Annotated in this window: 19 protein-coding genes; 3 read left to right on the top strand and 16 right to left on the bottom strand. The window is 64.1% G+C overall.

The genetic code is table 11. The features are described from left to right. Positions 1-11 precede the first annotated feature (11 nt). The 13 genes from atpA to B4F51_RS12900 form a co-directional block, all read right to left on the bottom strand. Complete coding sequence (gene atpA / locus B4F51_RS12960) at positions 12-1,553, bottom strand: F0F1 ATP synthase subunit alpha (protein WP_296226094.1); 1,542 nt, start codon at positions 1,551-1,553, stop codon at positions 12-14. 73 nt (positions 1,554-1,626) lie between these two features. Continuing rightward, positions 1,627-2,163, bottom strand: coding sequence for a F0F1 ATP synthase subunit delta (locus tag B4F51_RS12955; RefSeq protein ID WP_009239555.1), 537 nt, complete (start codon positions 2,161-2,163; stop codon positions 1,627-1,629). A 2-nt stretch (positions 2,164-2,165) separates the two neighbouring features. After that, positions 2,166-2,636, bottom strand: a complete 471-nt coding sequence (locus B4F51_RS12950) for a F0F1 ATP synthase subunit B (RefSeq protein WP_296226093.1) — start codon at positions 2,634-2,636, stop codon at positions 2,166-2,168. Between the two features lie 106 nt (positions 2,637-2,742). Beyond that, the gene (atpE, locus tag B4F51_RS12945; RefSeq protein WP_003262709.1) at positions 2,743-3,009 is read right to left on the bottom strand and encodes a F0F1 ATP synthase subunit C; all 267 of its coding nucleotides are present in this window, start codon (positions 3,007-3,009) and stop codon (positions 2,743-2,745) included. 80 nt (positions 3,010-3,089) lie between these two features. Beyond that, on the bottom strand, positions 3,090-3,971 hold the full coding sequence (gene atpB, locus B4F51_RS12940; protein WP_296226092.1) for a F0F1 ATP synthase subunit A: 882 nt from the start codon (positions 3,969-3,971) through the stop codon (positions 3,090-3,092). A gap of 222 nt (positions 3,972-4,193) precedes the next feature. Beyond that, positions 4,194-4,757, bottom strand: coding sequence for an ATP synthase subunit I (locus B4F51_RS12935; protein ID WP_349676282.1), 564 nt, complete (start codon positions 4,755-4,757; stop codon positions 4,194-4,196). A 353-nt stretch (positions 4,758-5,110) separates the two neighbouring features. Next, a complete protein-coding gene (locus tag B4F51_RS12930) occupies positions 5,111-6,022 on the bottom strand; it encodes a ParB/RepB/Spo0J family partition protein (protein ID WP_296226090.1) in 912 nt (303 codons plus the stop codon). Positions 6,023-6,040: 18 nt separating this feature from the next. Then, positions 6,041-6,826: a ParA family protein gene (locus B4F51_RS12925; protein WP_296226088.1), complete on the bottom strand. Its 786-nt coding sequence runs from the start codon at positions 6,824-6,826 to the stop codon at positions 6,041-6,043. A gap of 21 nt (positions 6,827-6,847) precedes the next feature. Next, positions 6,848-7,516: a 16S rRNA (guanine(527)-N(7))-methyltransferase RsmG gene (rsmG, locus tag B4F51_RS12920; RefSeq protein ID WP_296226086.1), complete on the bottom strand. Its 669-nt coding sequence runs from the start codon at positions 7,514-7,516 to the stop codon at positions 6,848-6,850. After that, complete coding sequence (mnmG, locus tag B4F51_RS12915; RefSeq protein ID WP_296226084.1) at positions 7,516-9,459, bottom strand: tRNA uridine-5-carboxymethylaminomethyl(34) synthesis enzyme MnmG; 1,944 nt, start codon at positions 9,457-9,459, stop codon at positions 7,516-7,518. Before mnmG ends, rsmG begins: the two co-directional genes overlap by 1 nt. Before the next feature lie 173 nt (positions 9,460-9,632). After that, complete coding sequence (locus B4F51_RS12910) at positions 9,633-9,950, bottom strand: LysR substrate-binding domain-containing protein (RefSeq protein WP_296226082.1); 318 nt, start codon at positions 9,948-9,950, stop codon at positions 9,633-9,635. After that, a complete protein-coding gene (locus tag B4F51_RS12905) occupies positions 9,934-10,341 on the bottom strand; it encodes a LysR substrate-binding domain-containing protein (RefSeq protein WP_296226080.1) in 408 nt (135 codons plus the stop codon). Before B4F51_RS12905 ends, B4F51_RS12910 begins: the two co-directional genes overlap by 17 nt. Beyond that, positions 10,298-10,474: a helix-turn-helix domain-containing protein gene (locus tag B4F51_RS12900; RefSeq protein ID WP_296226079.1), complete on the bottom strand. Its 177-nt coding sequence runs from the start codon at positions 10,472-10,474 to the stop codon at positions 10,298-10,300. Before B4F51_RS12900 ends, B4F51_RS12905 begins: the two co-directional genes overlap by 44 nt. Before the next feature lie 4 nt (positions 10,475-10,478). On the opposite strand from B4F51_RS12900, the gene B4F51_RS12895 reads away from it, so the two are divergent. Then, entirely contained in the window at positions 10,479-10,991 is a 513-nt protein-coding gene (locus B4F51_RS12895; protein WP_296226077.1) for an aldo/keto reductase, read from the top strand. Between the two features lie 65 nt (positions 10,992-11,056). Here B4F51_RS12895 and B4F51_RS12890 read toward each other — a convergent pair whose 3' ends face one another. Both B4F51_RS12890 and B4F51_RS12885 read right to left on the bottom strand, forming a co-directional pair. After that, complete coding sequence (locus B4F51_RS12890) at positions 11,057-12,214, bottom strand: ABC transporter substrate-binding protein (RefSeq protein ID WP_296226076.1); 1,158 nt, start codon at positions 12,212-12,214, stop codon at positions 11,057-11,059. Between the two features lie 165 nt (positions 12,215-12,379). Beyond that, the gene (locus tag B4F51_RS12885; protein WP_296226074.1) at positions 12,380-13,024 is read right to left on the bottom strand and encodes a short chain dehydrogenase; all 645 of its coding nucleotides are present in this window, start codon (positions 13,022-13,024) and stop codon (positions 12,380-12,382) included. 68 nt (positions 13,025-13,092) lie between these two features. Here B4F51_RS12885 and crgA point away from each other — a divergent pair, with 68 nt between their 5' ends. Continuing rightward, on the top strand, positions 13,093-13,998 hold the full coding sequence (gene crgA, locus B4F51_RS12880; RefSeq protein WP_296226073.1) for a LysR family transcriptional regulator CrgA: 906 nt from the start codon (positions 13,093-13,095) through the stop codon (positions 13,996-13,998). Positions 13,999-14,015: 17 nt separating this feature from the next. Continuing rightward, a complete protein-coding gene (locus B4F51_RS12875) occupies positions 14,016-14,231 on the top strand; it encodes a DUF3820 family protein (RefSeq protein WP_296226069.1) in 216 nt (71 codons plus the stop codon). Between the two features lie 9 nt (positions 14,232-14,240). Here the strand turns inward: B4F51_RS12875 and B4F51_RS12870 are convergent, their stop codons facing one another. After that, positions 14,241-15,146 carry a LysR family transcriptional regulator gene (locus tag B4F51_RS12870; RefSeq protein ID WP_296226186.1) on the bottom strand — a complete coding sequence of 302 codons (906 nt, stop codon included), beginning with the start codon at positions 15,144-15,146 and terminating at the stop codon, positions 14,241-14,243. Positions 15,147-15,159 lie beyond the last annotated feature (13 nt).

The raw sequence follows: 15,159 nt of genomic DNA, 5'->3' as shown, positions 1-15,159 counted from the left end.
GAATGACGCGGTTAGAACGCGGCGGACTTCTTGAAATCCTCGATCGCGGCACGCAGGGCGGCCTCATCGTCCTTCGACAGATCCTTCGTGTCTTCGATACGGTTGATGAGGTCGGCGTACTTCGTCTTCAGGTGGTCGTGCAGGCCCTTTTCGAAAGCCAGGATGTCCTTCACGTCCACGGTGTCGAGGAAGCCATTGTTGGCAGCGTACAGCGATGCGGCCAACTGCCACACTTGCAGCGGCTGGTATTGCGGCTGCTTGAGCAGTTCGGTCACGCGGCGGCCACGCTCGAGCTGCTTGCGGGTCGCTTCGTCCAGGTCGGAAGCAAACTGCGCGAACGCAGCCAATTCACGATACTGAGCCAGGTCGGTACGAATACCACCGGACAGCTTCTTGATGACCTTGGTCTGAGCAGCACCACCCACACGCGACACCGAGATACCGGCGTTGATTGCGGGGCGCACACCTGCGTTGAACAAGTCGGTTTCCAGGAAGATCTGGCCGTCGGTAATCGAGATCACGTTGGTCGGCACGAACGCGGACACGTCGCCGGCCTGCGTTTCGATCACGGGCAGTGCGGTCAGCGAACCGGTCTTGCCCTTGACTTCACCGTTGGTGATCTTCTCGATGTGCTCGGCGTTCACACGCGCAGCACGCTCCAGCAGACGCGAGTGCAGGTAGAACACGTCGCCCGGGTAAGCTTCACGGCCAGGCGGACGGCGCAGCAGCAGCGAAACCTGACGGTACGCCCAAGCTTGCTTGGTCAGATCGTCATACACGATCAGGGCGTCTTCGCCGCGGTCGCGGAAGTATTCGCCCATCGTGCAGCCGGCGTAGGCCGACAGGTACTGCATGGCAGCCGAGTCGGAAGCGGCAGCGGCCACCACGATCGTGTATTCCAGCGCGCCGTGCTCTTCGAGCTTGCGCACCACGTTGGCGATCGTCGAAGCCTTCTGGCCGATTGCCACGTACACGCAGAAGATGCCCTTGCCCTTCTGGTTGATGATGGCGTCGACTGCCACGGCGGTCTTGCCGGTCTGACGGTCGCCAATGATCAGCTCACGCTGGCCACGGCCGATAGGCACCATTGCGTCGATCGACTTCAGGCCGGTCTGCACCGGCTGGCTCACCGATTGACGCGCGATCACGCCCGGAGCGACCTTTTCGATCACGTCCGTCTTCTTCGCGTTGATCGGGCCCTTGCCGTCGATCGGCTGGCCCAGCGCGTTGACCACGCGGCCCAGCAGTTCCGGGCCAACCGGCACTTCCAGAATGCGGCCCGTGCACTTGACTTCGTCGCCTTCGGAAATGTGCTCGTACTCACCCAGCACCACAGCGCCGACGGAGTCGCGCTCGAGGTTCAGCGCGAGGCCGAACGTGTTGCCCGGGAATTCCAGCATTTCGCCTTGCATCACGCCCGACAGGCCATGAATGCGGCAGATGCCGTCCGTCACGGAGATGACCGTGCCGGTGTTCTTTGCGTCAGCGCCAGCCTTCAAGCCCTCGATACGGGACTTGATCAGGTCGCTGATCTCGGAGGGGTTCAGTTGCATCGAATGCTCCTAATTCTTCAATCTGTCTGCGGGCGCGATGTCGTCGATTGCATCAGCGCCTCGCAAAACAGCATTACGCGGCGGTCAGCGCAGACTGCATCTGCGTCAGGCGCGCGCGCACCGAGGTGTCGAGCACTTCGTCGCCAATCTGCACACGCACGCCGCCGATCAACGAAGGATCGACGCTCACATGAGCCTGCAGCTTCTTGCCGAACTTGCGTTCGAGCGTGGCGACCAGTTCGGTCAGGGGCGCGCCCTCAAGCGGGAACGCACTGGTGATCTCGACGTCGGCGGCGCCTTCGCTGGCATTCCGCAGCACATGGAATTGCGCGGCAATTTCCGGCAGCAGCGACAGTCGCTTGTTGGCCACCAGCAGGCCAACCAGTTCCTTCGCCTCATGCGAAACCGGAGATTTCAGCGCCGACAGGAAGATCCCCGCCACATCGGCTTTGGAGAGCTTCGGATCATCGGCGACTGCCTTCATGTCGGGCACGGCGGCAATTTGCCCCATTTCCGACACGAGCTCAGACCATGCACCCAGATTGCCGGCCTTCGCCACGCGGAACAGCGCCTCTGCGTACGGACGGGCAACGGTTGCGAGTTCTGCCATGATTACAGCTCAGCCTTGAGTTGATTGAGCAGATCGGCGTGGACCTGCGCATTGACTTCGCGTTTGAGGATCTGCTCGGCACCCTTGACGGCCAGCGTGGCAACCTGATCACGCAGCGATTCACGCGCGCGCACGGTTTGCTGCTCGGCTTCGGCCTTGGCTTGCGCGATGATGCGCGCGGCTTCGGCTTGGGCGTTTTGCTTGATCTCGTCGGCGCTCATCTGGGCACGCTTTTCAGCGTCCTGGATGCGTTGCGCGCCTTCATTGCGCGCTTCGGTCAGTGCCTGCTCGACCCGCTTGTTGGCCAGCTCCAGCTCGGCCTTGCCCTTATCGGCAGCAGCCAAGCCATCGGCGATTTTCTTCGCGCGTTCGTCGAGCGCCTTCACCAGGGGCGGCCAAATGAATTTGGCAACAACCCACCACAGGATGAAGAACACGACCATCTGCGCGACGAGTGTGGCGTTCAGGTTCATGGTGTGTTCCTTTCGGTATTGAGACTACGGATCAATGCACGAAGCGGCGAGGGCTGCGCGTTGCGCCATCCCAAGCCGCCTCCGGCATCATGCAGACCGAAAAGAATTACTTGATGACCGACAGCAGCGGGTTGGCGAACGCGAACAGCATGGCCACACCAACGCCGATCAGGAATGCCGCGTCGATCAGGCCAGCCAGCAGGAACATCTTGGTTTGCAGCGGGTTCATCAGTTCAGGCTGACGTGCGCAGGCTTCGATGTACTTGCCACCCATCAGTGCGATGCCGAGGCAGGCGCCGATGGCACCCAGGCCGATGATGATGCCGATACCGATGGCGGTCAGACCTTGGATGTTGGCGAGAAATGCTTGCATGATGACTCCCTTTTACGTGAAAGACTAAGAACTTAGGAACTTGAAAAAACCAAACGGAACCGGAGAACCTGAACCGCTACTTAGTGGTGATCATGTGCCTGGCCGATGTACACCAGCGTCAGCATCATGAAAATGAACGCTTGCAGCAGAACGATCAGGATGTGGAAGATCGCCCACGCCGCACCGGCCACCACGTGACCCACGAAACCCAGCGCCGAGAAATCGGCACCGAACGTCCAGATCGAGCCAAGCAGCGCGATCAGCAGGAACACCAGTTCGCCCGCGTACATGTTGCCGAACAACCGCATGCCCAGCGACACAGCCTTGGCGAGGAATTCAATGATGTTGAGGATCAGGTTGAACGGCGCGAGATACCACTTGGCGCCGAACGGAGCCGACAGCAGCTCGTGCGCGAAGCCGCCCGCGCCCTTGATCTTGAAGCTGTAGTAGATCATCAGGACCAGCACGGCGAACGACATGCCGAAGGTGCCGTTCAGGTCGGCCGTGGCTACCGCGCGATGGTGTGGCACGTGCAGGCCAAAAGTTTCGAGCAGGTGGTTGACGCCGAAGACCCAGTCCACCGGGATCAGGTCGACCGCGTTCATCAGCGTGACCCACACGAAGACCATCAGGGCCAGCGGGGCGATCCAGGAGCGATCGCCGTGGATGATGCCCTTCGCCTGGTCATCGACCATCTCGACAACGAGCTCAACAAAAGCTTGGAAGCGACCCGGCACGCCGGAGGTGACACGGCGCGCAGCCATGCCCAGGAAGATCAGGCCGATCACGCCCATCAACACGGACCAGAACATCGTGTCCCAGTTGATGACAGAGAAATCGACGATCGACGTCTGCTTGGCGCCGAGGCTATTGAAATTCTGCAAATGCTCCGCGATATACGCGGAAGGCGTGAGAGCGTGCTCGGCGGCGTGGCCGGCGGCTTCTGCGACTTCAGTTGCCATGATGATTCAGTCCAATATTGCGAAACATTCTTCGTGACCCGTTCCTGCTCGCGCCCGATTCAGCCAAGTTTCCCTGGCGATCGCGGACTGCACGCGGCTTGAACGCGCCACCTTATCCTTGCGGAGTGTCAGTGCAATGAACCGGGGCCTCTCCTGCCGCGTGTTCCTGCCGTGTTCCGACACTTCCCATTCGCCTGCCGCATGGCCGCAGGCTCGGGCCCGTCATCGCAATGCGAGACCGACCCAGTACATCTTGAGCGCCAGGATCAGGGTGATCAGCAAGGGCGGCCAATGCAGCCCCTTGAACATCACCACCACGACCACCAGCAGCGCGACGGTGCCGAGCACTTTGATCGCTTCACCCACCACCAGGCGGGCGATGGATTCGAATCCCTTGGCCGTCGACAGTCGCATCGCGAACCATGCCGAAGGCACCACGCACACGCCGCCGCCCAACAGGGCCGACAGCGCGGCTTGCCCCGCTGACGCAGCACCCGTGCCCGCGAACCAGCTACCGACATACCACCCGAGCGCACACAACAGTGTGATGGCCACTTGGCCGAGCACGATGGAGAAGGGCGTGATACGCGAAGCCCGGAGGGCCTGCTCTCCGAACAGAGCGACCGCTTCGTCATGCGAGAGCACATGCACCGGCGGCTCCGTCTTCCCCGCGTCGTCGTCCCAATGGTCATGCTTCGGAGCCTGCGCCGACTCGGGTCGGGCGGCTTCCAACGAAGCGTAAGAATCGGGCCGCCGACGTTTAGCTGACTGCTTGGCTGGCTGCATGGAAGAATGGTCTTTCATCATGCCGCACCGCTTTGGGTCAGGCGGATTTAAAACCGCACGATTTTACGGGACATGGCGTAGGCCAGTCAACGCGCAAACGAACGGTCGTGCGGGCGCCTTCGACAGCACCCAGAGCGGCTGCGTTCCCCGCTCCGCGCGCAGTGGCGCGCTACTGCCAGAGCGCCGAATCCGCCTGACGGAGCGGCGCCCTGTTGATTCCATGATGATGTTGTGCGATCGCGGCGTCGATGACGTGGGAGGTAATGGCACTGATTCGGTGCGGCATGGTTGCTCGCAATTGGCGCAACCACGCGGATTATGCCGCCTGCGTCAAACTGTCGCGGCTGCGCGGCTCAGGCGACCGACTCGTCGCCATCCGGGCGCAGGCGCGCGAGCAAGCCATCGAACTCATCAAGGCTGCCGAATTGCACGGTCAACTGACCACGGCCCTTGGCTGCCAGCTTGATCTGCACGCCCAGACCCAGCGTGTCGGCCAATTCTTCTTCCAGACGCGCGACATCACGGCCATTCTGATGACCGCCCTTCTGCTTGAGCGACTTCAGTTCGAATGGCTTGAGCGTCAAGGCCACCAGCTTTTCCGTCTCGCGCACCGACAGGCGCTTGTTGACGATCTGGTTTGCCAATGTGATCTGCGTGGCACCATCGACCGCCAGCAGCGCGCGGGCGTGGCCCATGTCGAGGTCGCCGGCCATCAGCATGGTCTGCACGGGCTGAGCGAGATTCAGCAGGCGCAGCAGGTTCGACACAGCGCTGCGCGAACGGCCCACCGACTCGGCAGCCTGCTCATGCGTGAACTGGAATTCACGCACCAAGCGCGCAATGCCCTGCGCTTCTTCCAACGGATTGAGGTCTTCGCGCTGGATGTTTTCGATCAACGCCATGGCGGCGGCGGATTCGTCCGGCACCTCCTTCACCAGAACCGGCACTTCGGTCAGGCCGGCGATGCGCGAAGCACGGAAGCGGCGTTCGCCGGCGATGATCTCGTACTTTTGCCTGGGGCCGTCGGACTCGACCTTGCGCACCAGGATCGGCTGCATCAAGCCCTGCGCGCGAATGCTGGCGGCCAGCTCCTGCAGCGCGCCCTCGTCCATGCGCGTGCGCGGCTGGTACTTGCCAGGCTGCATCTGCTCGAGCTTCAGCACCGTCGGGGCGCCCTCTTGCTTAGCGGTTTCGACAATCTCGGCGGGACTGCCCAGCAGCGCTTCGAGGCCGCGGCCCAGTCCCTTCTTCTTCATCGTGCTCATGTTGTTCCTCTTACGGCATCAGGCCGGCATGTCGGCCATCTGCCGCACGCGCGCGATCATCTCCGCGCCGAAATCCAGGTAGGCCTTGGCGCCCTTCGATGCCGGATCGAACGCCACGCCCGGCATGCCGTATGACGGCGCCTCGGCCAGTCGCACGTTGCGCGGGATCACCGTCTTGAAAACCTTGTCGCCAAAGTGCGATTCCAACTGCGCCGACACCTGCTGCTGCAGCGTCACGCGCGGATCGAACATCACGCGCAGCAGGCCGATCACCTTCAGGTCGCGGTTCAGGTTGGCGTGCACCTGCTTGATGGTGTTGACCAGATCGGACAGCCCTTCGAGCGCGAAATACTCGCACTGCATCGGCACGACCACGCCGTGCGCTGCGCACAGACCGTTGAGCGTGAGCAACGACAGCGACGGCGGGCAATCGATCAGGACGAAGTCATAGTCGGCATCCACTTCGGCCAGCGCGCGCTTGAGGCGGTTTTCGCGATGCTCCAGGTCAACCAGCTCGACTTCGGCGCCGGCCAAGTCGCGGTTGGCCGGCAGGACGTCGTAGCGGCCGGCCTCCGAACGCTGGCGCGCCTCCGGGATCGTCGCCAGCCCGACCAGCACCTGGTACACGCTGGATTGCAGCGTGTGCTTGTCGATACCCGAGCCCATCGACGCATTGCCCTGTGGGTCCAGGTCGACCAGCAGCACGCGCTGTCCTTGTGCGGCCAGCCCGGCGGCGAGATTCACCGTGGTGGTGGTCTTGCCGACCCCGCCCTTCTGGTTGGCGATCACGAAAATATTCGACATGACTCCTCTGCGGTGAATGACTTACGCCGACGGCGCAAGAATGACCAAGTGGCGTTCGGCCGGCAGCCCCGGCACGGTCAGGCGCTCGATAGCTTCGACTGTCCAGCCTGCGGGCAGCCGCTCGATTTCGGCATCCGGACGCACGCCCTTCATAGCGACCATGCGACCGCCCGGCGCCAGCAGGTGGCCGGCCAGGTTCACGAAATCGACCAGTTCGGCAAACGCACGCGAAGTGATGACGCCGTAGCCCGCAGCGTCGGCCAGCTTTTCGACGTGACCCCAGTGCGCCTGAGCGTTGGTCAGGCCCAGCTCGGCACGGCATTGCGTCAGGAAAGCGGTCTTCTTCTGCACGATGTCGACCATCGTGACGTTCACGTCCGGACAACTGATGGCCAGCGGAATGCCCGGCAGGCCGCCGCCGGAGCCAACGTCCAGCACGCGCGGCGCCTGCGGCTGCGCGCGGCGCGCCAACTCGGCGATGCGTGGCACGGCCGAGAGCGAATCCAGCAGATGGTGTGTGAGCATCTCACCCGTGTCGCGGATGGCGGTCAGGTTGTAGACGCGGTTCCACTTGGCCAGCAGCCCCTGGTATGCCAGCAGGCGATCCAGTTGCGCGGCGTCGAGCGAAAGGCCAAGCGCACGCGCGCCGGCATCCAGTTCTGTTCGGGCGTCGGGCAGTGCATTCGCCATCAAGCAGCCTCGCCTTCCGCGCGCGGACCAACTTGCCCACGCAGCACGCCCTTCTTCAAATGCACCAGCAGCAGCGACACCGCCGCCGGCGTGATGCCGGAGATACGCGACGCCTGGCCGATGGTTTCCGGCTTGTGCTTAGCCAGCTTCTGCTGCACCTCGATCGACAAGCCGCGCACCTGCGAATAGTCGAAATCGGCAGGCAGCCGCGTGCTCTCATTGGCGCCCAGGCGCTCTACCTCGTCGGCCTGGCGGGCAATGTAGCCGTGGTACTTGATGCCAATCTCGATCTGCTCGCGGATCTGCTCAGCCAGCAGCGGGTCTTCGGCCAACGGGCCTTCGGGCGCGTACTTGCCGTCCTGCATGCCCATCAGCGATTCGTAGGTCACGTTCGGGCGGCGCAGCAGATCGGCCAGCGCGTATTCGCGCTCGATGCCCTTCCCCAGCACCGGCTCGGCATCGGCCAGCGGCAGCGTGGCCGGGTTCACCCAGGTCGACTTCAGGCGCTCTGTTTCACGTGAAACAGCATCGCGCTTGCGGTTGAATGCGTCCCAGCGGGCATCATCGACCACGCCGAGCGCTCGGCCGGCCTCGGTCAGGCGCATGTCGGCATTGTCTTCGCGCAGGCTCAGGCGGAATTCAGCACGGCTGGTGAACATGCGATACGGCTCGGTCACGCCGCGAGTGATGAGATCATCGACCAACACGCCCAGGTAGGCTTGGTCACGGCGCGGTGTCCAAGCGTCCTTGCCCTGCACCTGCAGGCCGGCGTTGATGCCGGCGAGCAAACCTTGGGCGGCGGCCTCTTCGTAGCCGGTCGTGCCGTTGATCTGACCGGCGAAAAACAGGCCGGAAATCGCCTTGGACTCCAACGATGCCTTCAGCGCACGCGGGTCGAAGTAGTCGTACTCGATGGCGTAGCCGGGGCGCAGGATGTGAGCACTTTCCAGCCCGCGCATCGAGTGGATCAGGTCCAGCTGCACGTCAAACGGCAGGCTGGTCGACACGCCATTCGGGTAGAACTCGTTCGTCGCCAGGCCTTCCGGCTCCAGGAAGATCTGGTGACTGTCCTTGCTGGCAAAGCGGTGGATCTTGTCTTCGATGCTCGGGCAGTAGCGCGGCCCCACCCCTTCGATCACGCCTGTATACATCGGGGAGCGATCCAGCCCGGCGCGGATGATGTCGTGCGTGCGCTCGTTGGTGTGCGTGACCCAGCACGGCATTTGGCGTGGATGCATATCCGCGCGACCGAGGAACGAGAACACCGGCACCGGATCGAGATCACCGGGCTGTTCTTCCAGGACTGAAAAATCGATGGTCCGGCCGTCGATACGCGGCGGCGTGCCGGTCTTCAGGCGCCCCTGCGGCAGCTTCAGTTCCTTCAGACGCGCCGACAAAGACACCGCCGCCGGATCGCCCGCGCGGCCGCCGGTGTAGTTGTTCAGGCCAACGTGGATCTTGCCATCGAGGAACGTGCCGGCTGTCAGCACCACGGCTCGTGCACGGAACTGCACACCCACCTGCGTCACGGCGCCAACCACGCGATCGCCTTCCACCAGCAGGTCTTCCACCGCCTGCTGGAACAGCATCAAGTTCGACTGGTTTTCCAGGCGATGACGGATGGCGGCCTTGTACAGCACACGGTCCGCCTGGGCGCGGGTGGCCCGCACGGCCGGTCCCTTGCTGGAATTGAGGATGCGGAACTGGATGCCGCCCTCATCCGTGGCAATGGCCATGGCGCCGCCCAGCGCGTCGACCTCCTTAACCAGATGGCCTTTGCCGATGCCCCCAATGGACGGGTTGCAGCTCATCTGCCCCAAGGTTTCGATGTTGTGCGTCAGCAGCAGGGTCTGACAGCCCATGCGCGCCGCCGCCAGGGCGGCCTCGGTGCCGGCATGTCCGCCGCCCACCACGATCACATCGAATTCAATTGGATACAGCATGGTTTCCTCCTCGCTTGGAGGCATCGAGAAATTTGGAGAAGCGGAATTATAAGTCGTCCACTACCCCCTCTGTTCGACGAAGCGACCATCAGGACGAATTTCGTGCGCATTTCGTGTTTCACGTGAAACAACCGCCGCTTGTTTCGCTGCGATTGTGTTTCACGTGAAACACATCAAGCGGAAGCCGAACCGCCCAAGCGGGCGCGAAGGAAGTCGATGAAGGTGCGCAGCTTGCCCGGCATCTGCGGCGTGCGCGGGAAATAGAGATGAAAGCGATACATCGGCGGGCACCACACATCCAGCACCCGCACCAGCCGCCCCGCTGCCAAATCCTCGGCCACGAGGTCTTCGAGCACGCGTGCCAGACCCACGGCCTGCATGACGCCGCCCTGCCCAGGCTCGGCGAATTCCCACGCGTGCAGTGCACCGCTGCTCGGAAAACGGTAGCGGATGCAGCGATGCTCGCGCAGTGCGTCAGGCGACTCGGGCACGCCGTGCGCCCGCAGATACGCCGGACTGCCCACCACCGTTACCCGACGCGCGGGCCCGATGGGCACGCTGACCATATATCGCGCGCTCCACGCGCTCGCCAAAGCGGACGCCGACATCGAAGCGATCTGCGACGATGGCGGATAGGCCGTCCTCCACCGACACCTCCAGTTCGATGCGCGGATGACGCGCCAGAAAATCCCCGAGCACCGGTTGCAGCACCGCCTGATATGCCACGCGCGAAGCCGTCACGCGCAACGTGCCGCGCGGCGCGGTGGCGCGCTCACCAACCTTGGCCATCGCACCGCACAACGCATCGAGGCTCGGCCACACCACGGCGAGCAGCGCCTCACCCGCCTCCGTGGCGCTGACCTGCCGCGTTGTGCGCGCCAAGCGCCGACTCCAGCCGCCGGATCGTCTGCGACAGCGCGGACGTCGACACATCCAGCGCCGCCGCCGCGTGGGTAAAACTCCCCGCCTCGACCACGTGCCGCAGCGCATCGAGCGCGGGCAAGATTCGCCACATCGGCGTGTCGAACTTCGATGCGGCGCAGATGGCGCGCGCGCAATCCGTGGCACCGATAGCCGCGTTGCAACCGCCCTACTCAATGCTGATGTGTGGCATCGAGGAATCGATCCTGCCGTACACGGCGGCGCATGAGATCGGCAACATCGTGTACTCGCCGCTGCAATCGGGACGCATGACACGCGAGCGCATCGCCGCGCTGCCGGCTGACGATTGGCGTGCCCAACGCAGCCCGGAATTCCAGGAGCCGAACCTGACGCGCAACCTGGCGCTGGTAGAGGTGCTGCGCGACGTGGGCGCACGGCACGGCAAGACCCCGGCGGAAGTCGCCATCGCCTGGACGCTGCGCAATCCGGTGGTCACGGGCGCCATCGTCGGCGTGCGTCGGGCGGATCAGCTCGACGGGCTGCTCGGCGCGGCCGACTTGAAGTTGACCGGCGCGGACCTCGCGCAGATTCACGCCGCCCCGCCCGAAACCACCGCGTCGCCCGTGCCACAAAGCCTGATCACCGCCTGAGCCCCAAAAGCAAAACGCACGGCGCGAACCGTGCGTTTTGCCTTTGGAAGGATGAAACCGTTACGTCAGTTCTGCAGCGTCCACTTGCCGTCCTTGATCTCGACCATCACGCGCGAGCGCTGGTCCAAGCCCAGGTGGTCCTTGGCATTCATGTTCATCACGCCGTGCGAGATGGCAAGGTTGGTGGTCGTCTCCATCGCATCGCGCAGGCTCTTGCGGAAGGCCGGCGTGCCGGGCTGGCCCTTCTTGAGCGCATCCGGCATCGCGTGAGCCAGCAGCAGCCCGGCATCCCACATATGCCCGCCGAAGGTGGAAACCTGCCCGCCGTACACCTTCTCGTAAGCGGTTTTGTATGCCATGGCCGGCTTCTTGACCGGGTTGCTGTCAGGCAGTTGCTCGGCCACGAGAATCGGGCCAGCCGGCAGGAAGGTGCCCTCGCAATCCTTGCCGCACACGCGCAGGAAGTCGGCATTCGCCACGCCGTGCGTCTGGTACAGCTTGCCCTTGTAGCCGCGTTCCTTGAGCGCGCGTTCGGGCAGCGCTGCCGGCGTGCCGGAACCGGCAATCAGCACCGCATCCGGATTGGCCGACATGATCTTCAGCACCTGCCCCGTCACCGAGGTATCGGCGCGCGCAAAACGCTCATTGGCAACGACTTTCAGCTTGCGCAGCGTCGCCACCTTGTCGAACTCCTGCGCCCATGAATCGCCATATGCATCGGCAAAACCGATCAGCGCGACGGTTTTCACGCCGTGGTTGGCCATATGCTCGGCAATGGCGGTGGCCATGTGCGAATCGTTCTGCGGCGTCTTGAAGACCCACGCGCGCTTGGCGTCCATCGGCTCGACAATGCGCGCGGAGGCGGCCAGCGTGATCATCGGGGTTTCGCTCTCGGCCACCACGTCCACCATCGCCAGCGAGTTCGGCGTGACCGTCGAGCCGATCACCAGATCCACCTTGTCTTCGGTGATGAGCTTGCGCGTGTTCTTGACGGCGGTGGTGGTGTCGGACGCGTCGTCGAGCACGATGTACTCGATCTTCTTGCCGGCGATTTCCTTAGGCAGCAGCGCCACGGTGTTCTTCTCGGGAATCCCCAGCGACGCCGCCGGCCCGGTGGCCGACACCGTGATGCCGACCTTCACCTGGGCAAACGCCGCACCAGCCAACAGTGCCGTGGCAACAAGCACCGCTTTTGCGATCGGGGTTGCGCGCGAAACCTTCATGCCGTCTCCTGAAGTGTGCGGGCGGGTTCTGCGCCCGCCCTTGATCTGGAAATTGGCCGACCGTCGGGTCGGGGATGAAGGAGTCTAGAAGGAGTCACCCCGCGCGGGCAAGGGGGAGATACCCCAGATCATTAACGTGTTCACGGCAGCACACAGCGTCCCCGCTCAACCCACGCGATACACACGCCCGCTCTGCACACCCTCCACGCTGCGCCGATACGCCAGCGCCGCACGTGCCGCCGGCATCGGCTCGAAGCCGGGGAAGAACGGGCCATACGCGCCCATCGATTCAGTCAGCACCGTCGGGCTGACGGCGTTGATGCGGATGCCGCGCGGCAGCTCGCATGCGGCGGCGCGCACGAAGCCCTCGACGGCGGAGTTCACAGCGGTCGCATTGGCGCCCTGCGCGATCGGCTCCTGGCCGACGATGCCGGTGGTGAGCGTGATCGAGCCGCCGTCATTCAAAAAGTGCTGGCCGACCAGCGCCAGACGCACCTGGCCGAGCAGCTTGTCCTGCAGGCCGATATTGAAGTCCGCCGCCGTCATCTCGGTCAGCTTGCCGAAGAACAGATTGCCGGTGGTGGACACAATCGCATCCACGCGGCCAAGCTTGTCGAACAGCGCTGCCACGCTGTCGGCGTTGGTGATGTCGACTTGGTGGTCACCCTGCGTGCGCCCGACGCGAATGATCTCGTGCGCCCCGCTCTGCTCCAGCTCTGCCACCACGGCGCGGCCAAGCGTGCCACTGGCGCCAATCACGACGATCTTCATGCTGTGCTCCTTTGCTGATTCGGTTGGAATGGCGCCCATTCTTCGCCGAACCCTGCATGCGATAAAGCCGTGGTAACTTCGCCTATCCCTAACCCGTAGTTCGGAATATGGACAAGCTGCGCAGCATGGAAACCTTCGTCGCGGTGGTGGAAGGCGGCAACTTCACCGAGGCGGCAGCGCGGCTGGAGATGTCGGCGGTGATGGTCGGCAAATACGTGCACGAACTGGAGACGCGGCTCGGCGCGCGCCTGCTCCAGCGCAGCACGCGCCGCCAGAGCCTGACCGATGCCGGCCGCGTGTTCTACGAAGACGCCAAGCGTGTGCTTGAGCAAGTGCGCTGGGCCGAGACCTCGGTCGAACGGCTGCGCGCATCACCGTCGGGCACGCTGCGCTTGAGTGCGCCGACCACCTTCGGCGCCTGCGTGATCGCGCCGCTCGCGGCAACGTTCCAGCAGGCGCATCCACAAGTGCGCGTAGAGCTGAACCTGAGCAACAGCATGGTCGATCTCGTCGACGAGGGGTTCGATCTCGCCATCCGCATCGGGCCGCTGGGCGAGGCCGACCTGGTGGCCAAGCCGCTGTGCGTGTATCGCATGGTGATCTGCGCATCGCCGGATTACCTTGCGCGGCACGGGCGGCCCGAGACGCCCGCTGATCTAGCTCAGCATCGCTGCCTGTCGCACATGGTGTGGAACAACCGCAATGCATGGCAGTTGCGCGGGTGGGATGGCCGAAGCGCCAATTCACCCTGGCGCGACGATCCGACCTTCACCTGCAACGACGGCCACGGGCTGCGTATGGCGGCGATTGCGGGCGCGGGGCTGCTCCTGCAGCCGGAGGTTTTGGTGGCCGAGGACTTGGCCAACGGCAAGCTCGTGCGCGTGCTGCAGGCGTATGCGCCCGAACCGCGGCCGATCCACGTGGTGTACCGGCAAGACCGCCGGCCGTTGCCGAAGCTCACGGGTTTTGTGGCGCATCTGCTCGCCCATGTGGCTGCACGCGTCCCGGCGTAAACGGCACAATCACGCCCATGCAACCCGAAGACCTCCAACGCCTCGTCACCACCCAGATGCCCTTCGGCAAATACAAAGGCCGCTTGATTGCCGACCTGCCGGGCCACTACCTGAACTGGTTTGCACGCGAGGGCTTTCCGCCCGGGCAGATCGGCCGATTGCTGGCGCTGATGCAGGAGTTGGATCACAACGGCCTGAAGGGCTTGCTCGACCCGCTGCGCCAGCGCAAGTAACGCGATCGATCAGTCGCCGTTGATGTAGCGCGCCAGCCCCGCCGCCAGCGCATCGAATACGACGCGGCAGCGCGGGCTGTCACGCAGGTCTTCGTGCATGGCAAGCCACGTGTCGAGCGTGATCGACACCTCGGCGGCAAACAGCCGCACGAGGTCGGGATTACGCCGCGCCAGCCCCACCTGACAGAAGCCGACGCCGAAGCCCGCACGCAGCGCAGCAATGGCAGCCAGGTCACTGTCGGTACGTAGCGCGAAACGGCTGCGCTGCACCCACGGCAACTGCGCACGCATGCTGCGCAGGAAGGCGCTCTCCTTGTCGTAGCCGATCAGCGTATGGCTGGCGAGATCATCAAGCGCAGCGGGCGTGCCGCGCTGCTTGAGGTAGCGTCGATGCGCGTACACACCCAGCTCGATGCCGCCGATGTGCCGCGCGACCAGCACGCCCTGGCTCGGCCGCTGCATGCGCACAGCGATGTCGGCCTCGCGGCGCAGCAGATCTTCCATCCGGTTGGACGGCACCAGCTCGATAGCCAGCTCCGGGTACGCTGCGTGCAGGTCCGTCAGGATCGGTGGCAGCACTTCCACCGCCACCACGTCGCTGGCGGTGATGCGCACCGTGCCGCGCACGCCCTCGCCCTGGCTGGACGCGGCGCGCAGCAACGCGGCGCTGGTCGCCTCGAGGGACTCCGCAAACGGGCGCAAGGACAGCGCTGCCTCGGTCGGGCTCAAGCCCTGCTGCGTGCGAATGAACAGCGTCAGGCCCAGCGCCTGCTCCAATGCATCGACATGCCGCCCAGCCGTGGGCTGCGTCAGCCCCAGAACGCGCGCCGCACCCGACAGCGAGCCCTCCCGCACGACGGCCAGAAAAGTCCGATACAGCTCCCAGCCCGGCTCCGAGAATGCTTCTGACCCCATCATACAAATTTGT

Source organism: Ralstonia sp. UBA689 (genome assembly GCF_002298975.1).
Taxonomy (GTDB): domain Bacteria; phylum Pseudomonadota; class Gammaproteobacteria; order Burkholderiales; family Burkholderiaceae; genus Ralstonia.
This window is presented reverse-complemented; position numbering and strand designations above follow the sequence as displayed.

Bases quoted from the DNA above. Each gene is read 5' to 3' on its own strand.
- atpA (WP_296226094.1), bottom strand. From the start codon at position 1,553: ATGCAACTGAACCCCTCCGAGATCAGCGACCTGATCAAGTCCCGTATC.
- B4F51_RS12955 (WP_009239555.1), bottom strand. From the start codon at position 2,163: ATGGCAGAACTCGCAACCGTTGCCCGTCCGTACGCAGAGGCGCTGTTC.
- B4F51_RS12950 (WP_296226093.1), bottom strand. From the start codon at position 2,636: ATGAACCTGAACGCCACACTCGTCGCGCAGATGGTCGTGTTCTTCATC.
- atpE (WP_003262709.1), bottom strand. From the start codon at position 3,009: ATGCAAGCATTTCTCGCCAACATCCAAGGTCTGACCGCCATCGGTATC.
- atpB (WP_296226092.1), bottom strand. From the start codon at position 3,971: ATGGCAACTGAAGTCGCAGAAGCCGCCGGCCACGCCGCCGAGCACGCT.
- B4F51_RS12935 (WP_349676282.1), bottom strand. From the start codon at position 4,757: ATGCAGCCAGCCAAGCAGTCAGCTAAACGTCGGCGGCCCGATTCTTAC.
- B4F51_RS12930 (WP_296226090.1), bottom strand. From the start codon at position 6,022: ATGAGCACGATGAAGAAGAAGGGACTGGGCCGCGGCCTCGAAGCGCTG.
- B4F51_RS12925 (WP_296226088.1), bottom strand. From the start codon at position 6,826: ATGTCGAATATTTTCGTGATCGCCAACCAGAAGGGCGGGGTCGGCAAG.
- rsmG (WP_296226086.1), bottom strand. From the start codon at position 7,516: ATGGCGAATGCACTGCCCGACGCCCGAACAGAACTGGATGCCGGCGCG.
- mnmG (WP_296226084.1), bottom strand. From the start codon at position 9,459: ATGCTGTATCCAATTGAATTCGATGTGATCGTGGTGGGCGGCGGACAT.
- B4F51_RS12900 (WP_296226079.1), bottom strand. From the start codon at position 10,474: ATGTGGCGAATCTTGCCCGCGCTCGATGCGCTGCGGCACGTGGTCGAG.
- B4F51_RS12890 (WP_296226076.1), bottom strand. From the start codon at position 12,214: ATGAAGGTTTCGCGCGCAACCCCGATCGCAAAAGCGGTGCTTGTTGCC.
- B4F51_RS12885 (WP_296226074.1), bottom strand. From the start codon at position 13,024: ATGGGCGCCATTCCAACCGAATCAGCAAAGGAGCACAGCATGAAGATC.
- crgA (WP_296226073.1), top strand. From the start codon at position 13,093: ATGGACAAGCTGCGCAGCATGGAAACCTTCGTCGCGGTGGTGGAAGGC.
- B4F51_RS12875 (WP_296226069.1), top strand. From the start codon at position 14,016: ATGCAACCCGAAGACCTCCAACGCCTCGTCACCACCCAGATGCCCTTC.
- B4F51_RS12870 (WP_296226186.1), bottom strand. From the start codon at position 15,146: ATGGGGTCAGAAGCATTCTCGGAGCCGGGCTGGGAGCTGTATCGGACT.